This window comes from Vibrio sp. 1078-1 (assembly GCF_033340475.1).
The window spans coordinates 23,440-38,482 of record NZ_JAWOWM010000021.1 but is presented as its reverse complement, the minus strand read 5'-3'; the positions used below and the strand labels follow the sequence as shown (position 1 = coordinate 38,482).

Sequence of the window (15,043 nt, the reverse complement as noted above, 5' to 3'; positions counted from 1 at the left end):
GCAAAAATTAAATATGAATAGTCATTTGAGCCTTTAAGTATATGGATGTCACACAATGCTAAAAACCACGATTATTGGAGCCAGCGGTTACACCGGCGCAGAGTTAGCGTTAATGGTTAATAAACACCCACAACTCACGCTATCAGGTTTATACGTTTCCGCCAACAGTGTTGATGCGGGAAAGAGCATCGCGCAGCTACACGGTAAGCTAGCGGGCATCATTGATATGCCAGTTTTACCACTAACGGATCCACTGCAAATCGCTCAAGAATCGGACGTGGTGTTTTTGGCAACGGCTCACGAAGTCAGCCATGATTTAGCCCCAACTTTCTTGGAGGCAGGCTGTGAGGTATTCGATTTATCGGGTGCATTCCGTGTGAAAAGTGAAGGCTTTTACGACACTTTTTATGGCTTCGCACATCAACATAACAACTGGCTAGATAAAGCAGCATACGGCTTAGCAGAGTGGAACCAAGAATCAATAAAAACCACTCCTTTGATTGCAGTAGCAGGTTGCTACCCAACCGCTTCACAGCTTGCAATCAAACCTTTATTAGAACATGCGTTGCTCGATACCAACCAATGGCCAGTGATCAACGCAACCAGTGGTGTATCTGGTGCAGGGCGTAAAGCCTCCATGGTTAACAGCTTCTGTGAAGTGAGCTTGCAACCTTATGGTGTATTTAACCATCGTCACCAGCCAGAGATTGCTCAGCACTTGGGTTGCGATGTGATTTTTACTCCGCACCTCGGCAACTTTAAACGCGGCATTCTTGCCACTATCACCATGAAGCTTGCGCAAGGTGTGACAGAAGCACAAGTGGCACAGGCGTTTGAACAAGCTTATCAAGGCAAGCCTGCGGTGCGTCTTAAAGGCGACGGTATTCCACGTATTCAGGATGTCGAAAATACCCCTTTCTGTGATATCGGCTGGAAGGTACAAGGCGAACACATCATTGTGATTTCAGCTATCGACAACCTACTTAAAGGTGCATCGAGTCAAGCGATGCAATGTCTCAATATTCATTACGGTTACCCAGAACTGACAGCGTTGCTGTAGTCGTTGAAAGAGGGAAATGCGATGACGCAAACCAATCAAGCTCCTTTAGTCATTAAGCTAGGTGGTGCAGCTCTATCATGCACTCAAACCTTAAGCCAACTTTTTGGTGCCATTGCGGCTTACCAAAAATCGGCACAGCGACAAATCGCCATCGTTCATGGCGGTGGCTACCTAGTTGATGAGTTGATGGCAAAGCTTCAGCTTGAAACCGTTAAGAAAAACGGTTTACGCGTAACGCCTTACGATCAAATTCCTGTGATTGCAGGCGCGCTTGCAGGCACTGCGAATAAGTTACTTCAAGGTCAAGCGATTGCGGACGGTCTTAACGCTGTGGGCCTTAGCCTTGCGGATGGTGGTTTGTGTCTTGTTGAAGAACTTGACCCAGAACTCGGCGCGGTAGGCAAAGCATCACCGGGTGACTCAGCACTATTACAAGCGGTGCTAAACACAGGTGCACTGCCGATCATCAGTTCAATTGGTTTAACCAAAGATGGCCAGATGATGAATGTGAATGCTGATCAAGCAGCAGTCGCGGTTGCGGGCGCATTAGATGCGGAGTTAGTCCTGTTATCAGACGTGAGTGGTGTATTAGATGGAAAAGGCCATTTGATCAAAACCCTGTCAGAGCAGCAAGCTAACTCGTTGATCGATGGACATGTGATCACCGATGGCATGATCGTCAAAGTTAAAGCCGCTTTGGACGCCGCCAATGATCTTGGCCGTCCAATTGAAGTCGCGACCTGGCGTTACCCAGAAAAATTAGCACAGTTATTCGCTGGTGAAAGTATTGGTACTCAATTCTTGCCTCAATAAGCATCAGCAAAAGAATTCAATATTAGGAAGTCGTAGTTGGCACTGACCGCCGAGCGCAGCGCCAGTTAAGTTTGGAGAAAAAACATGAGCAAAGTGAACGTAAATAAAGTGGTAGTCGCATACTCAGGCGGTCTAGATACTTCAGTAATTATCCCGTGGCTAAAAGAGAACTACGATTGTGAAGTAGTGGCTTTCGTTGCCGATGTTGGTCAAGGTGCCGAAGAGCTAGAAGGCATTGAAGCGAAAGCAAAAGCCTCCGGTGCTTCTGAATGCTACATCGCTGACCTGAAAGAAGAAATGGTCGCAGACTACATTTACCCAACGCTAAAAACCGGCGCGTACTACGAAGGTAAGTACCTGCTAGGTACATCAATGGCGCGTCCAATCATTGCTAAAGCGCAGGTTGAAGTGGCACGTAAAGTGGGCGCGGATGCACTGTGTCATGGCTGTACAGGTAAAGGTAACGACCAAGTGCGTTTCGAAGGTGCATTCGCAGCACTAGCACCGGACTTACAAGTGATTGCACCTTGGCGTGAGTGGGACCTAGTGAGCCGTGAAGAGTGTTTGGATTACCTCGCTGAGCGTAACATTCCTTGCTCTGCGTCTCTTACTAAGATCTATTCACGTGATGCAAACGCATGGCACATTTCGACGGAAGGCGGCGTTTTAGAAGATACGTGGAACGCACCAAACGAAGACTGCTGGGTGTGGACTGTCGACCCAGAGCAAGCGCCAAATGAAGCGGAATACGTCACGCTGAAAGTAGAAAAAGGTGAAGTGGTCGAAGTTGATGGTGAAGCGATGACACCATACAACGCACTGGTTTACCTAAACGAGAAGGGCGCTAAGCACGGTGTTGGCCGTATCGATATCGTGGAAAACCGTCTTGTTGGAATGAAGTCTCGTGGTTGCTATGAAACACCGGGAGGCACCATCATGATGGAAGCGCTGCGCGCTGTAGAGCAGCTTGTGCTAGACAAATCATCATTCGAGTTCCGTGAGGAGCTAGGTCTAAAAGCGTCTCACCTTGTATACGATGGCCGTTGGTTTACGCCACTATGTAAATCGATCCTTGCTGCTTCAGAAGAGCTAGCGCAAGACGTTAACGGTGAAGTGGTTGTTAAGCTTTACAAAGGTCAAGCGACAGTCACGCAAAAACGTTCTGACAACAGCTTGTATTCAGAAGAGTTCGCGACTTTTGGTGAAGATGAAGTTTACGACCAAAGCCATGCAGGTGGGTTCATCCGTCTTTACTCGCTATCAAGCCGTATTCGTGCATTGAACAGCCAGAAGAAATAATCCCTTAACATCCATCTTGGATTGAATAAAGACCCGCCATTTATAGGCGGGTCTTTTGGTTTCTAAAAGCGGGTACCTAAATTTGTATTGAATATATATGTAAAAATATTGAATTTATACTTTATTTTTTATCGAAATTGCCGTAACGTTGACCCATAAGAAAAAGTGAGCAAATGACCATCAAATTGGTTACTACTCATTCGAGAACGTTAGAGTAAGCAATAGTCATCAGGAGAGACGCAATGGCATTATGGGGCGGAAGATTTACCCAAGCGGCAGACACCAGATTTAAAGAGTTCAATGATTCGTTGCGTTTTGACTACCGATTGGCTGAGCAAGACATCGTAGGTTCAATCGCATGGTCTAAAGCTCTGCTTTCTGTTGATGTGCTATCGGCAGAAGAACAGCAAAAACTGGAACTTGCTTTAAATGAGTTGAAGTTAGAAGTGATGGAAGACCCTCACCAAATTCTTCGCTCTGATGCAGAAGATATCCACTCTTGGGTTGAACAGCAGCTAATCAGTAAAGTGGGAGATTTAGGTAAAAAACTCCACACTGGGCGTTCTCGGAATGACCAAGTCGCCACAGACTTGAAACTTTGGTGTCGTCAGCAAGGTCAGCAATTATTGATTGCTTTAGATCGCCTACAAGCACAAATGGTCCATGTTGCTAAACAGCACCAAGGCACCGTATTGCCAGGCTATACTCATCTTCAGCGTGCTCAACCTGTAACCTTTGCTCACTGGTGCTTGGCTTATGTTGAAATGTTCGAGCGTGACTACTCTCGTCTGAATGATGCCTTACAGCGTCTCGACACTTGTCCACTTGGCTCGGGTGCGTTAGCGGGAACGGCTTATCCGATTGATCGCGAACAATTAGCACATAATCTCGGTTTCTACCGTGCTACGCGTAATTCACTCGATTCGGTTTCAGATCGTGATCATGTGATGGAACTGATGTCGGTGGCGTCGATTTCTATGCTTCACCTTTCTCGTCTTGCAGAAGATATGATCTTCTACAATTCAGGCGAGTCAAACTTCATTGAGTTAGCGGATACGGTGACATCTGGTTCGTCATTAATGCCACAGAAGAAAAACCCAGATGCACTTGAGTTGATCCGTGGTAAGACAGGGCGTGTCTATGGCGCATTATCGAGCATGATGATGACAGTTAAAGCTTTGCCATTGGCGTACAACAAAGACATGCAGGAAGATAAAGAAGGGTTGTTTGACGCTTTAGATACATGGAACGACTGCATGGAAATGGCAGCTCTGTGTTTTGACGGTATTAAAGTGAATGGCGAGCGCACACTAGAAGCGGCGAAACAAGGTTACGCAAACTCGACGGAGTTAGCTGATTACCTAGTGGCGAAAGGCATCCCATTCCGTGAAGCTCACCACATCGTCGGTGTCGCGGTCGTTGGTGCTATTGCTAAAGGTTGTGCGCTAGAAGAGCTGTCTATCGAAGAGTTAAAAGCCTTCTCAGAAGTCATTGAAGCGGATGTGTATGACATTCTGACTATCGATTCGTGTTTGGAAAAGCGTTGTGCTTTGGGGGGTGTTTCGCCTCACCAGGTCGCTTACGCGGTAGAACAAGCGGATAAGCGCCTGAGCCAGCGTGACAGCTCGGCGGTGAAAGTGCGTCCTGCACGTTTGACGGACATTGAAACGTTGGAAGGTATGGTTGCTTACTGGGCGAACCTTGGTGAGAATCTTCCGCGCTCTCGTAATGAGCTCGTGAGAGATATTGGCTCTTTTGCGGTGGCTGAGCATCATGGTGAAGTGACGGGTTGCGCTTCTCTATATGTGTATGACTCAGGGTTGGCTGAAATACGCTCTCTTGGTATCGAAGCGGGCTGGCAAGGCCAAGGGCAGGGCAGTGCGATTGTGAACTATTTGGTTGAGAAAGCGCGCCAGATGGCGATCAAGAAAGTCTTTGTTCTAACGCGAACGCCTGAGTTCTTTATGAAGCAAAGCTTTTTACCGACATCGAAGTCATTACTGCCGGAGAAAGTTCTGAAAGATTGCGATCAGTGCCCACGTCAACATGCATGTGATGAGGTAGCGCTTGAGATCAATTTAATGGAGCAAGTGATCCAAAAAACGCATGTGGCATGAACTGAAGTTGTGGAGTGATTTTATTAGCATTCAATGACATAGTCATTTTCCTGTTTACTTACATCAGTATTCGCTAAAAAAATCGAAAAAATTTGGAACCTTTGAGAGGAAGCCCGGTCTATTAAAGTACCACTGCTTTTTCTTAGAAGAATCTAAGAGAGCCCCAGAACTGACATTGGTTTTGGGGCTTTTTTCTATCTGTCACTTTTCTCTTTTTTATTCGCCTTTTTTTGTCCCTTTCGACGCTGCCAAGGCAAGATGACAAAACGCATCCATAAGTGTAGAAACAACAAAACGTTGAAAGCGAAGCCGGCAAAGATCAAAGCGATCGACTCGATGCTTTGTGGATCATCTTTGAGCGTAAACCACCACACAATCCAACACAGTACAGAAAGCACCGTCAATTGATCCAAGCATCGTTGGCAACGTCCAAGTTTTTTCCAAAACCAATGTTCCTCGCAGCGGCGACAAGTCATAGTGTTTTCCAAACCATTAGTGTTGCTTCAGATTATATATCTAACTAAATGGTGGAAAGCGTTTCTTACACGGGCTTAGATCGCCATGACACAACCAAAAATGGAAAGTTAGCTTTGTAAAAGCTTTGTGGCACGTAATTGATGTATGGTGCGCTGTCAGTCTTTAACAGGAAATATAATGATGTCGACAGAGTTGAAACTTGCGCTGAGTATCGCTGGTGGGTTCTTTATGATCGGTGTTGTCGCGATTTGTATGGTCAGCCGCTATGCAATGATGGCAGCGTAAGAGAGATTTCATTGCGCCGAAGTAGTAAAGCAAAGCCTCGTTGATGACGAGGCTTTGCTTTATATTTAGATAGAAGCCTGAAAGCGTTAGCAGCCAGGGCCGCAGTCAAGACAATGTTTCACCATTTCTGGCCCTAAGTGTAGTTTTGCATTCAAATCACGTAGAGCGGTGCGGACGCCTTCTTCAATCACTGGGTGATAGAAGGGCATATCTAACATCTCAGAAATCGTCATCCTATTTTGGTGCGCCCATGCTAAAAGGTGAGCAAGATGCTCTGCATTCGGGCCCATCATTTCTGCACCTAAAAAACGTCCAGTGCCTTGCTCTCCGTAGACATGCAGAATGCCTTTATTACGAAGCATGACGCGCGAACGTCCTTGATTTTCAAACGAGACTTCACCGGTTGCGAAACATCCACATGTGCCTAGACGTGTTTCTAGTTGTTTATATGTTTCGCCAACCATAGCAATTTGAGGGTCGGAGAACACGGCTGAAATTGGTGAGCGACGCAGACCCGCACGAATATCTGGGAAACGGCCTGCGTTGTCTCCAGCAATACGGCCTTGGTCAGCGGCTTCGTGCAGCAGTGGAATTTGGTTACTTGCATCACCTGCGATGAAGATGCTCTCTACCGAAGTTTGCAATGTATAGTGATCCGCCGTTGGTACGCCACGTTCATCGAGCGCCACATTGGTGTTCTCGATCGTCAGCTTATCTACGTTTGGACGACGACCCGTTGCAGCCAATACGTAATCGACAACGAAAGTTTCTAATTCGCCATCATGGTTGATGAATTGGATTTCGACCTTGTCTTCGCCGTCATTGTCTGACGAAGCAATGCGTTTCATGCTTTCGACTTTTACATCTGCATCAAGGTAGAACTCTTCCTTAAAGGCTTTATCTGCATACGCCATCACCTCTGGGTCTGTCAGTGGGCCCACTTGTCCTCCAATGCCAAAGAGCTTCACGTTTACTCCTAGGCGGTGTAAAGCCTGACCCAATTCAAGGCCGATGACTCCTGGGCCAAATACTGCCACGGACTCTGGTAAGTCATCCCAGTCAAATACATCATCGTTAATCACTAGGCGATCACCCAGTTCATTCCAAGCTGCCGGATATGCTGGACGAGATCCTGTCGCAATAACAATGCGCTGTGCGGTGACCTGAGTATGATCATCTATGATGAGAGTGTGGTCACCGGCAAACTTCGCGTAGCCCGATAGTTTGTCTTCAGCGGGAATATCATCGACACTTTCAAGCACAAAGCCAACAAAACGATCGCGTTCGCGCTTTACACGATCCATAACTTCTCGTCCGTTAATTAGTACTTCACCTTGCGGGTGTATCCCAAATCCAGGTGCTTTTTCGATTTGATGAACACTTTCTGCTGCCGCAATTAACAGCTTAGACGGCATGCATCCGACACGAGCACAGGTTGTTCCGTAGGGACCGCCCTCAATCATTACCACGCTGTTGGTATGAGCTTTTGCTGCTCGATAAGCACCAAGACCAGCCGTCCCGCCACCAATAATCGCTACGTCGACATTAACTTGTTTCATCGTGAACTCTCGCTTTTGTTTTAAGCCAAGCTAGCTACATTGAGCTTGGAGAGTGAATTGGATAGTTGAATCTGGATAAGTAGTCACCTTATTGGCAGATGACTACTTATCTAGACTAGTAGAAGAAGTGGTTTAGGGTTGGCCTCCGAGCCAAAAGGCACCGGAGACCGAGGGTGTAGGCTATGGACAGCTTAGCCTAGATACGCTTCTAGCTCTTCGCTACCGCCGATGTGCTTGCCACCGATAAAGACTTGTGGAACAGTCGTGCGACCAGATATAGCTCGTAGACTAACTGTTGTTGCGTCTTTACCCAGAATTACTTCTTCATATTGAAGACCGTGGTCAATCAGATTTTGTTTCGCTTTCATACAGAAAGGGCAGCCTGGTTTAGTGAACACCGTGATGGATTCTTGCGTTTTGTAGTCAGGCGCTATGTAGTTCAGCATCGTATCTGCGTCTGACACCTTGAATGGGTCGCCTGGTTCGTTTGGCTCAATGAACATTTTTTCCACTACGCCATCTTTTACTAGCATGCTGTAACGCCATGAACGTTTGCCAAAGCCGATGTCGTTTTTATCCACTAACATACCCATGCCATCGGTGAATTCACCATTACCATCCGGGATGAAGGTAATGTTTTCTGCTTCTTGGTCTTGTTTCCATGCATTCATCACGAACGTATCATTGACCGAGACACAAATAATCTCATCCACTCCGTGCTCTTTAAATACAGGGAACAATTCGTTGTAACGAGGTAGATGGCTTGATGAACAGGTTGGAGTAAATGCACCCGGTAAGCTAAATACGATAACGGTCTTACCTTTAAATAGCTCATCGGTCGTTACATTCACCCAAGAGTCACCTTGACGAACTGGAAAAGTAACTTGAGGGACTTGTTGACCTTCTTTAGATACAAACATAATGATTTCCTTTAACTATTTTAAACTATGCGTATAGAGCTTAGCGTTTTTCGTCGCTCTGTTTCGTTTTGTTGAGCCCATTATTGTAAAAATCCTTTGATAGCTCTAATCGTTTGGTGTTATGGTTTTGATAGGTATTAGCTATTGTTAAAGAAGCGAAGCGTGAATTATGAATATTCGAGATTTTGAGTACTTAGTTGCACTTGCGGAACATAAGCACTTTCGTAAAGCGGCAGAGGCATGTTTTGTTAGCCAGCCAACATTGAGTGGGCAAATTCGTAAACTAGAGGATGAACTCGGGACCACGCTTTTAGAGCGAAGCAGCCGACGTGTTTTGTTTACCGATTCAGGGTTACAGCTGGTGGAGCAGGCTAAACGCATCTTAAGTGAAGTGAAAACCTTCAGAGATATGGCAAGCGGTCAAAGCGGAGCTATGACTGGACCGATGCATATTGGTTTCATCCCGACGGTTGGGCCTTATCTACTACCCAAAATTCTGCCGCAGATAAAAGAAGCATTTCCTGAGTTGGAACTATTTCTGCACGAAGCTCAAACACATCAATTAGTGCGTCAATTGGAAGAAGGCAAACTAGATTGCTTAGTTTTAGCTTCGGTTGATGAAACTGCGCCATTTAAAGAGATCGAAGTGTATCAAGAGCCATTAAGTGTCGCAGTGCCATGTGACCACGAGTGGGCCTCTCTCGACCATGTTGATATGTTGGAGCTGAATGGTAAAACCGTTTTAGCGTTGGGAGACGGCCACTGTCTGCGAGATCAAGCGTTAGGTTTTTGTTTTGCCGCTGGTGCAAAAGACGATGAGCGTTTTAAAGCCACCAGCTTGGAGACGTTACGCAACATGGTTGCTGCCGGTGCGGGGATTACGTTATTGCCTCAGCTTTCTATCCCTAATGAGAAGCAAAAAGATGGCGTATGCTACGTACCAGCTGTTAACCCAACCCCCTCGCGTAATATCGTGCTCGTATACCGTCCGGGCTCACCATTACGAGCTAGGTTTGAAGCTTTAGCAGCGAAGATTAAAGAGGTGTTGGCTTCTTATCCATCATTGAATGCTGCAGCATAAAAAGCAGAAATAAAAAGGGAGAGCTTGATGCTCTCCCTTGTGCTTTTGTGATTTAGAACAGTTCTTCTGCGCCAGAACCTGAAGAATAAATACTATCTTCTAAACGGTCGCCAGCGTATTCGGTAGGCTCCGTGCCTTTTTCAAAGTATTCGAACATTGATGTGCTATCTACCTTGTGCGTTAGCATACCGCTGTTGCGATCAATACGAACTCGAATAATATCCTCTGGAATATTTTTACTTTGCTCCGGCGTCCCTTCTAGCGCAACACGCATGAAGTCAATCCAAGCAGGCTCTGCGGTTTTCGCACCCGACTCGGCACCAGAAATTTGGCCTTGCCCTAGGTTGCTGTTAACGGTGGTGCGGCCAAGTGCACGTGAGTGATCATCAAAGCCAACCCAAGCTATGGCAACGACACCAGGTCCATAGCCATTGTACCAAGCATCCTTGGAATCATTCGTTGTACCCGTTTTACCCCCGATATCACGACGACCAAGTTTTTGCGCGCGCCAGCCTGTACCATTCCAACCTGTGCCTTCACGCCAGTTACCGCCACCCCAAATGTTGCTGTACATCATCTCACGCATTAAGAATGCATTCTGTTCAGAGATAACTTGCGGTGCATATTGAGGTTCATCATTTTCAAGGGCATTGTCTGTTGCAAGGCCATCAATCGCGACGTCTTGTTCGCCAAATTCATCAGCGTAGCGATTTTCTGGCTGCTCGCTCATTTGCGGACAATCCTTATGACAAACACTCTTTGGATTGGCTTTAAACAGTACTTCACCGAATGCATCTTCCACGCGTTCTACATAGAATGGTTCAACGTAATAACCACCGTTCGCAAACACAGAGTAACCTTGTGCCACTTTCATTGGTGTTAAGCTGCCAGCTCCGAGTGCGATGGTCTCAGAGCGTGGTACTTGGTTAATATCAAAACCGAAACGAGTAAGGTACTGACGTGTCTCCTCGAGGCCAACTTCACGGAGTGTACGCACTGCCATGACGTTTTTTGATTGAGCTAAGCCGAGGCGAAGACGTGTTGGACCACCATAAGTTGGTGGTGAGTTTTTTGGTCGCCAAGCTGAACCAGAACCTGCATCCCACTTGTTAATCGGCGCATCGTTAATCAAAGTGGCTAGAGTCAGTCCTTTGTCAATTGCTGCCGAGTAGATGAAAGGCTTGATACTTGAACCAACCTGACGCACTGACATGGTTGCACGGTTAAACTTGCTGTGAACAAAGTTGAAACCACCAACCAGCGACAATATCGCGCCATTTTCTGGGTTCATCGCAACAAACGCGGTGTTTGCTGTCGGCACTTGGCTCAGTTTCCAGCTCAGTGTTTTGTTGTCATCTTCATCGGTTTCACTTACTTCGCGAACCCAAACTTGTTGACCTGTCGCTAGCACATCATGCGCTGACTTTGGTGTTGAGCCTTGGCGGTTATCGGTAATGTACTTACGCGCCCAGTGCATTCCAGTCCAAGGGATGGTTTGCTCTTCATGGTTCTTAACCCATACTTGCGCGGTCTTATCATCGACTTTCGTCACAACCGCAGGGTAAAGGTCACCATAAGTTGGCTGTTTCTTCAGGTGCTTTTCTATTTGCTCATTGTCCCAGGCCGCTTCCCCTTCTTTCCAAAGCACACTTTCTGCACCACGGTAGCCATGACGTTCATCGTATGACAAGAGGTTATTTACCGCAGACGTATTTGCAGCATCTTGCAGTTTAGAATCCACAGTCATGTAGATATTCAAGCCAGAGGTGTAAGCTTCTTCTTCACCGTATTCTTTTACTGCCCATGCACGAGCCAACTCTGCTACGTAAGGTGCGGAAAGCTCAATCTCAGCGCTATGATAACGCGCCACAATAGGCTCATTGCGTGCTTCGTCATACTGCTCTTGTGTAATGTATTTCTCATCAAGCATTCGCATTAATACAACGTTACGGCGTTTTGTTGCGCGCTCAAGAGAGTAAATTGGGTTCATGGTTGATGGCGCTTTTGGCATACCTGCGAGTGTTGCAATCTCACTTAACGTCAATTCATCAAGGCTCTTGCCAAAATACACTTGAGCGGCAGCACCAAAGCCATATGAGCGGTAACCAAGGAAGATTTTATTGACATAAAGCTCCATGATTTCTTGCTTACTTAAAAGCTGCTCAATATGGATAGCAATAAAAATCTCTTTAATCTTACGCATGATCTTCTTCTCATTAGATAAGAAGAAGTTACGAGCTAGCTGTTGCGTAATCGTACTTGCACCCTGTTTAGCCGAGCCTGAAACCGCAACAACAACCGCTGCACGAGTGATGCCGATAGGGTCGATACCGGGATGCTCGTAGAAACGGCTATCTTCGGTTGCGATGAGCGCGTGAATTAAGTCTTGAGGAATTTCGTCATAAGTAACAGGAATACGACGCTTTTCACCGAACTGTGCGATCAGCTTCCCGTCTTGACTAAACACCTTCATAGGTGTTTGTAATTCAACGTCTTTTAGAGTTGCAACATCTGGCAATTCAGGCTTCACGTACTGATAGAAGCCAAATATTGTGGTGACTCCAAGAATTATGCAAATCAATGTTAAAAATAATAAACGCTTTATGAACTTCACCGGAGAATCCCTGATTGGTTGAGGCTGTGTAACGGCAAACCCTTGTACTCTTAGGTCAAAAATTTAGCACATAAGAGATATTAACTCTTATTTGGATGCTAATAACAACCTTTGCACGAAGAAATTTCGGAGCGAGAGTAAGAGATGGATAAGCTAATCGTTACCGGCATCGATATAGGCCATAACAGCCTCAAAGCCGTAGTACTTAAACCCACAGGCAACAATTACGCTCTGTTGGGTTACAAAGAAATATTACTAAAGGAAGGTATTGTCGCTGAAAATAACACCATAAATCATCAAGAAATTGTAAAGACCCTCAAGCAGATAAAAAAAGAACTGCCTTTTGGCGCTAAAAAAGTTGCGATTTCAGTTCCTGATAACTCGGTAATTAGCAAGAAACTGCAAATAGAACAAAATCTTGAAGAGAGTGAAGTTGAGTTTGCAGTGATACAAGCCTTTTCTCATCAATCGCCATTCCCTGTCGAAGAGCTGAGTTTAGACTTCGTTCGTCTTCGCGCTGAGGGCGGGCAGAGTGGCAGTGATAGCTATCAAGTGTTTGCGACAAGAAAAGATGTGGTAGAAGGCCGAGTCGATGCATTACAAAAGTCCGGACTAAAACCTGTTTTAGTGGACGTGCATTCGCAAAGCCTTGGTCATATCTGGAAGCTCACCGCCGATCGCTTTCCTGACAAAAACAAATACTGCTTACTCGATATTGGCACCTTATCGAGCTCCTTCACCATGTTTACCGAACAAGGTGAACTGTTTCACAAAGAGTTTGCTTACGGCACACGCGGAGCAAACAGCGCTTCTCCAGTCGATTTTCTGTCCGATGATGCTCAGGAGAAAACAGAGCTGTTTAACCGTCAAATCATAGAGCGAGTAAAGCGCCAGATGCAGCTCTATACCTCAATCAATGGCTCACAAAACATCAAGGGTATCTGGTTATCAGGGGAAGGGGCCTCCACTCCCATGCTCGCAGAGGAGTTGTCTCAACAATTGTCGTTAGAGTGTGAATTGCTAAATCCGCTAGGGCTATTTGAGATGAAGGTGTCTAAGCGTAAGCGTCGTGCTGTGGATTGGCAGCATTTCTCAACAGCAGCCGGACTGGCCGTTCGTGGCATTCATTGGCTAGGAGGCGCCCGTGCTTTATCGCATTAATTTACTTCCTTGGCGAGAGAATCAAAGAGAAGAGCACCGACGTCGTTTCATCAGTTTGGTCGCATTAGGCATGTTGGTCGCTGTTGGCATCCAGTGGGGTATTGGAAAGTTTTTTGAGTACCAACAAGATCAACAACAGGATCGGCTCGATTACCTCACTCACTACATTGCCGAACTCGACCAGCGTATTGAAGCAATGAAAATTGCAGAGCAAGAGCACAGCAAAATCCTCGAACGTCTAAAGGTCGTTGAAGGTTTACAAAACGGACGAAACAAAACGACCGAGTTCATGAACTTAATGCCTGCCGTTATCCCTGAAGGTGTATATGTCGACAAGATCAAAATGAATGATCTGGAAATTGAGATCTCTGGGATCTCAGATAGCACTCCAAAACTTGCCACGATGCTGGACAACATGGAGCGCTCGGCCAAGTTGAACGACGTAGAAATGCATTCCATCGTTCACGGCAAAGCCCGTTTTGGGAAAGAGTTTCAAACATTCAAAGTGTCTTTCATGTTCAAAGTAACGGAGAAGAAATTGGAGGCTCAACGTGGTTGATTGGCAGGATCTCGAAATAGATGAAATGGCCGAGTGGCCATTGTTGCCCCAGATTGTAGTAATCGCGCTTCTGATCATGGCGATTCAAGGCTTAGGTTATTGGTTTTACCTTAAACCGAAAGAAGAACAGTTGAATCACTTGATCCAGCAGGAGCAGACACTCAAGGTGGCATTGAAGATCAAAGCGAACAAAGTGGCAGCGTTGCCTCAGCTTCAATCTCAATTGGATGAACTTACCACTCGTTACGAGTTATTACTGCAACAACTGCCTGCGCAAAAAGAGCTGGCTACAATGCTCGCTTCAGTGAATGAGCTTGGCATCGACAATAAGCTGACTTTCACCCGAATCGACTGGGGCGAAAAACAATCAGAGCACTTCCTTTATCGTCTTCCTTTAAACATAGAGTTAACGGGCGACTTTCATGACATCGGCCATTTTTCTCAGGCGATAGCGACGCTACCTCGAATCATCACGTTTAAAGATGTGACTTGGCAACGTGTCAGCCAAGAGAGTGAAACCCTGCACTTTCGGGTGCGCGCTAACACCTATCAGTTTAAGCCGGAGGAGACGAAAAATGACAAGTAAGTCTTTGTTGCTGGTACTGATGGGTTCTCTATTGATGGGTTGCCAGGCGAATGATGAATCATTGACGGATTTTATTCGAGGAGTGGAAACACAGGCGCGTCGAGAGGTCGAGAAGCTTAAGCCCGCAGACAAATATGTTGCAGTCACGTACGCACCGGAAGTACAGCGTGCACCCTTTGAATTACCCAAAGAAGCCACTATCGCGACTCAGCCAGTTGCAAGAAAAGATTGTTGGCAACCGCCCTCAAGAAGGCGAACTGGTAAATTAGAAAAATTCCCATTAAGCCAATTACGTTTGAAAGGTGTCATGGGCATGGATAACACGGTTTCTGGCCTTGTTCAGGCTCCCAATGGCACCGTCTATAAAGTTAAGCCGGGTCAATACCTTGGACGCAATAATGGCAAAGTGACCCATGTCAGCCACTCCTACTTGTTGATTAATGAAACGTTGCCCGACGGCTTAGGATGTTGGCAAAAACGTAAAGTTAAGTTGGCTTTGAGATAGCCCCATT

13 protein-coding genes are annotated in these 15,043 nt (G+C 46.2%); 9 read left to right on the top strand and 4 right to left on the bottom strand.

The window, feature by feature from the left end; genetic code table 11:
- Positions 1 to 55 precede the first annotated feature (55 nt).
- The 4 genes from argC (at position 56) to argH (ending at position 5,289) form a co-directional block, all read left to right on the top strand.
- Positions 56 to 1,060, top strand: coding sequence for an N-acetyl-gamma-glutamyl-phosphate reductase (argC, locus tag R7190_RS23210; protein WP_149191986.1), 1,005 nt, complete (start codon positions 56 to 58; stop codon positions 1,058 to 1,060).
- A 21-nt stretch (positions 1,061 to 1,081) separates the two neighbouring features.
- Positions 1,082 to 1,873, top strand: a complete 792-nt coding sequence (argB, locus tag R7190_RS23205; RefSeq protein ID WP_149191987.1) for an acetylglutamate kinase — start codon at positions 1,082 to 1,084, stop codon at positions 1,871 to 1,873.
- Between the two features lie 84 nt (positions 1,874 to 1,957).
- Entirely contained in the window at positions 1,958 to 3,172 is a 1,215-nt protein-coding gene (locus R7190_RS23200) for an argininosuccinate synthase (RefSeq protein WP_017821738.1), read from the top strand.
- A 242-nt stretch (positions 3,173 to 3,414) separates the two neighbouring features.
- On the top strand, positions 3,415 to 5,289 hold the full coding sequence (gene argH / locus R7190_RS23195; protein ID WP_186584616.1) for an argininosuccinate lyase: 1,875 nt from the start codon (positions 3,415 to 3,417) through the stop codon (positions 5,287 to 5,289).
- Positions 5,290 to 5,483: 194 nt separating this feature from the next.
- Here argH and R7190_RS23190 read toward each other — a convergent pair whose 3' ends face one another.
- The 3 genes from R7190_RS23190 to R7190_RS23180 form a co-directional block, all read right to left on the bottom strand.
- Positions 5,484 to 5,765: a DUF3624 domain-containing protein gene (locus tag R7190_RS23190; protein ID WP_025768083.1), complete on the bottom strand. Its 282-nt coding sequence runs from the start codon at positions 5,763 to 5,765 to the stop codon at positions 5,484 to 5,486.
- Positions 5,766 to 6,137: 372 nt separating this feature from the next.
- Positions 6,138 to 7,610 (bottom strand): dihydrolipoyl dehydrogenase, encoded by a 1,473-nt coding sequence (locus R7190_RS23185; protein ID WP_086047069.1) that lies wholly within the window; start codon positions 7,608 to 7,610, stop codon positions 6,138 to 6,140.
- 191 nt (positions 7,611 to 7,801) lie between these two features.
- On the bottom strand, positions 7,802 to 8,530 hold the full coding sequence (locus R7190_RS23180; RefSeq protein ID WP_005382781.1) for a redoxin family protein: 729 nt from the start codon (positions 8,528 to 8,530) through the stop codon (positions 7,802 to 7,804).
- A gap of 169 nt (positions 8,531 to 8,699) precedes the next feature.
- Between R7190_RS23180 and oxyR the strand changes: the two genes are divergently transcribed.
- Entirely contained in the window at positions 8,700 to 9,611 is a 912-nt protein-coding gene (gene oxyR, locus R7190_RS23175) for a DNA-binding transcriptional regulator OxyR (RefSeq protein WP_005381326.1), read from the top strand.
- A 52-nt stretch (positions 9,612 to 9,663) separates the two neighbouring features.
- Here oxyR and R7190_RS23170 read toward each other — a convergent pair whose 3' ends face one another.
- Positions 9,664 to 12,225: a penicillin-binding protein 1A gene (locus R7190_RS23170; protein WP_085570127.1), complete on the bottom strand. Its 2,562-nt coding sequence runs from the start codon at positions 12,223 to 12,225 to the stop codon at positions 9,664 to 9,666.
- 144 nt (positions 12,226 to 12,369) lie between these two features.
- On the opposite strand from R7190_RS23170, the gene pilM reads away from it, so the two are divergent.
- From pilM to R7190_RS23150, 4 genes are read left to right on the top strand one after another with little or no spacing between them, the layout of a single operon-like run.
- Positions 12,370 to 13,386: a type IV pilus biogenesis protein PilM gene (gene pilM, locus R7190_RS23165; protein ID WP_017821733.1), complete on the top strand. Its 1,017-nt coding sequence runs from the start codon at positions 12,370 to 12,372 to the stop codon at positions 13,384 to 13,386.
- Positions 13,370 to 13,945 (top strand): PilN domain-containing protein, encoded by a 576-nt coding sequence (locus tag R7190_RS23160; protein WP_054577259.1) that lies wholly within the window; start codon positions 13,370 to 13,372, stop codon positions 13,943 to 13,945. The genes pilM and R7190_RS23160 overlap by 17 nt, the downstream gene beginning before the upstream one ends.
- Positions 13,938 to 14,531, top strand: coding sequence for a type 4a pilus biogenesis protein PilO (locus R7190_RS23155; protein WP_033907305.1), 594 nt, complete (start codon positions 13,938 to 13,940; stop codon positions 14,529 to 14,531). Before R7190_RS23160 ends, R7190_RS23155 begins: the two co-directional genes overlap by 8 nt.
- Positions 14,521 to 15,036: a pilus assembly protein PilP gene (locus tag R7190_RS23150; RefSeq protein WP_005382766.1), complete on the top strand. Its 516-nt coding sequence runs from the start codon at positions 14,521 to 14,523 to the stop codon at positions 15,034 to 15,036. Before R7190_RS23155 ends, R7190_RS23150 begins: the two co-directional genes overlap by 11 nt.
- The last annotated feature ends 7 nt before the right edge of the window (positions 15,037 to 15,043 follow it).

Bases quoted from the DNA above. Each gene is read 5' to 3' on its own strand.
- argC (WP_149191986.1), top strand. From the start codon at position 56: ATGCTAAAAACCACGATTATTGGAGCCAGCGGTTACACCGGCGCAGAG.
- argB (WP_149191987.1), top strand. From the start codon at position 1,082: ATGACGCAAACCAATCAAGCTCCTTTAGTCATTAAGCTAGGTGGTGCA.
- R7190_RS23200 (WP_017821738.1), top strand. From the start codon at position 1,958: ATGAGCAAAGTGAACGTAAATAAAGTGGTAGTCGCATACTCAGGCGGT.
- argH (WP_186584616.1), top strand. From the start codon at position 3,415: ATGGCATTATGGGGCGGAAGATTTACCCAAGCGGCAGACACCAGATTT.
- R7190_RS23190 (WP_025768083.1), bottom strand. From the start codon at position 5,765: ATGACTTGTCGCCGCTGCGAGGAACATTGGTTTTGGAAAAAACTTGGA.
- R7190_RS23185 (WP_086047069.1), bottom strand. From the start codon at position 7,610: ATGAAACAAGTTAATGTCGACGTAGCGATTATTGGTGGCGGGACGGCT.
- R7190_RS23180 (WP_005382781.1), bottom strand. From the start codon at position 8,530: ATGTTTGTATCTAAAGAAGGTCAACAAGTCCCTCAAGTTACTTTTCCA.
- oxyR (WP_005381326.1), top strand. From the start codon at position 8,700: ATGAATATTCGAGATTTTGAGTACTTAGTTGCACTTGCGGAACATAAG.
- pilM (WP_017821733.1), top strand. From the start codon at position 12,370: ATGGATAAGCTAATCGTTACCGGCATCGATATAGGCCATAACAGCCTC.
- R7190_RS23150 (WP_005382766.1), top strand. From the start codon at position 14,521: ATGACAAGTAAGTCTTTGTTGCTGGTACTGATGGGTTCTCTATTGATG.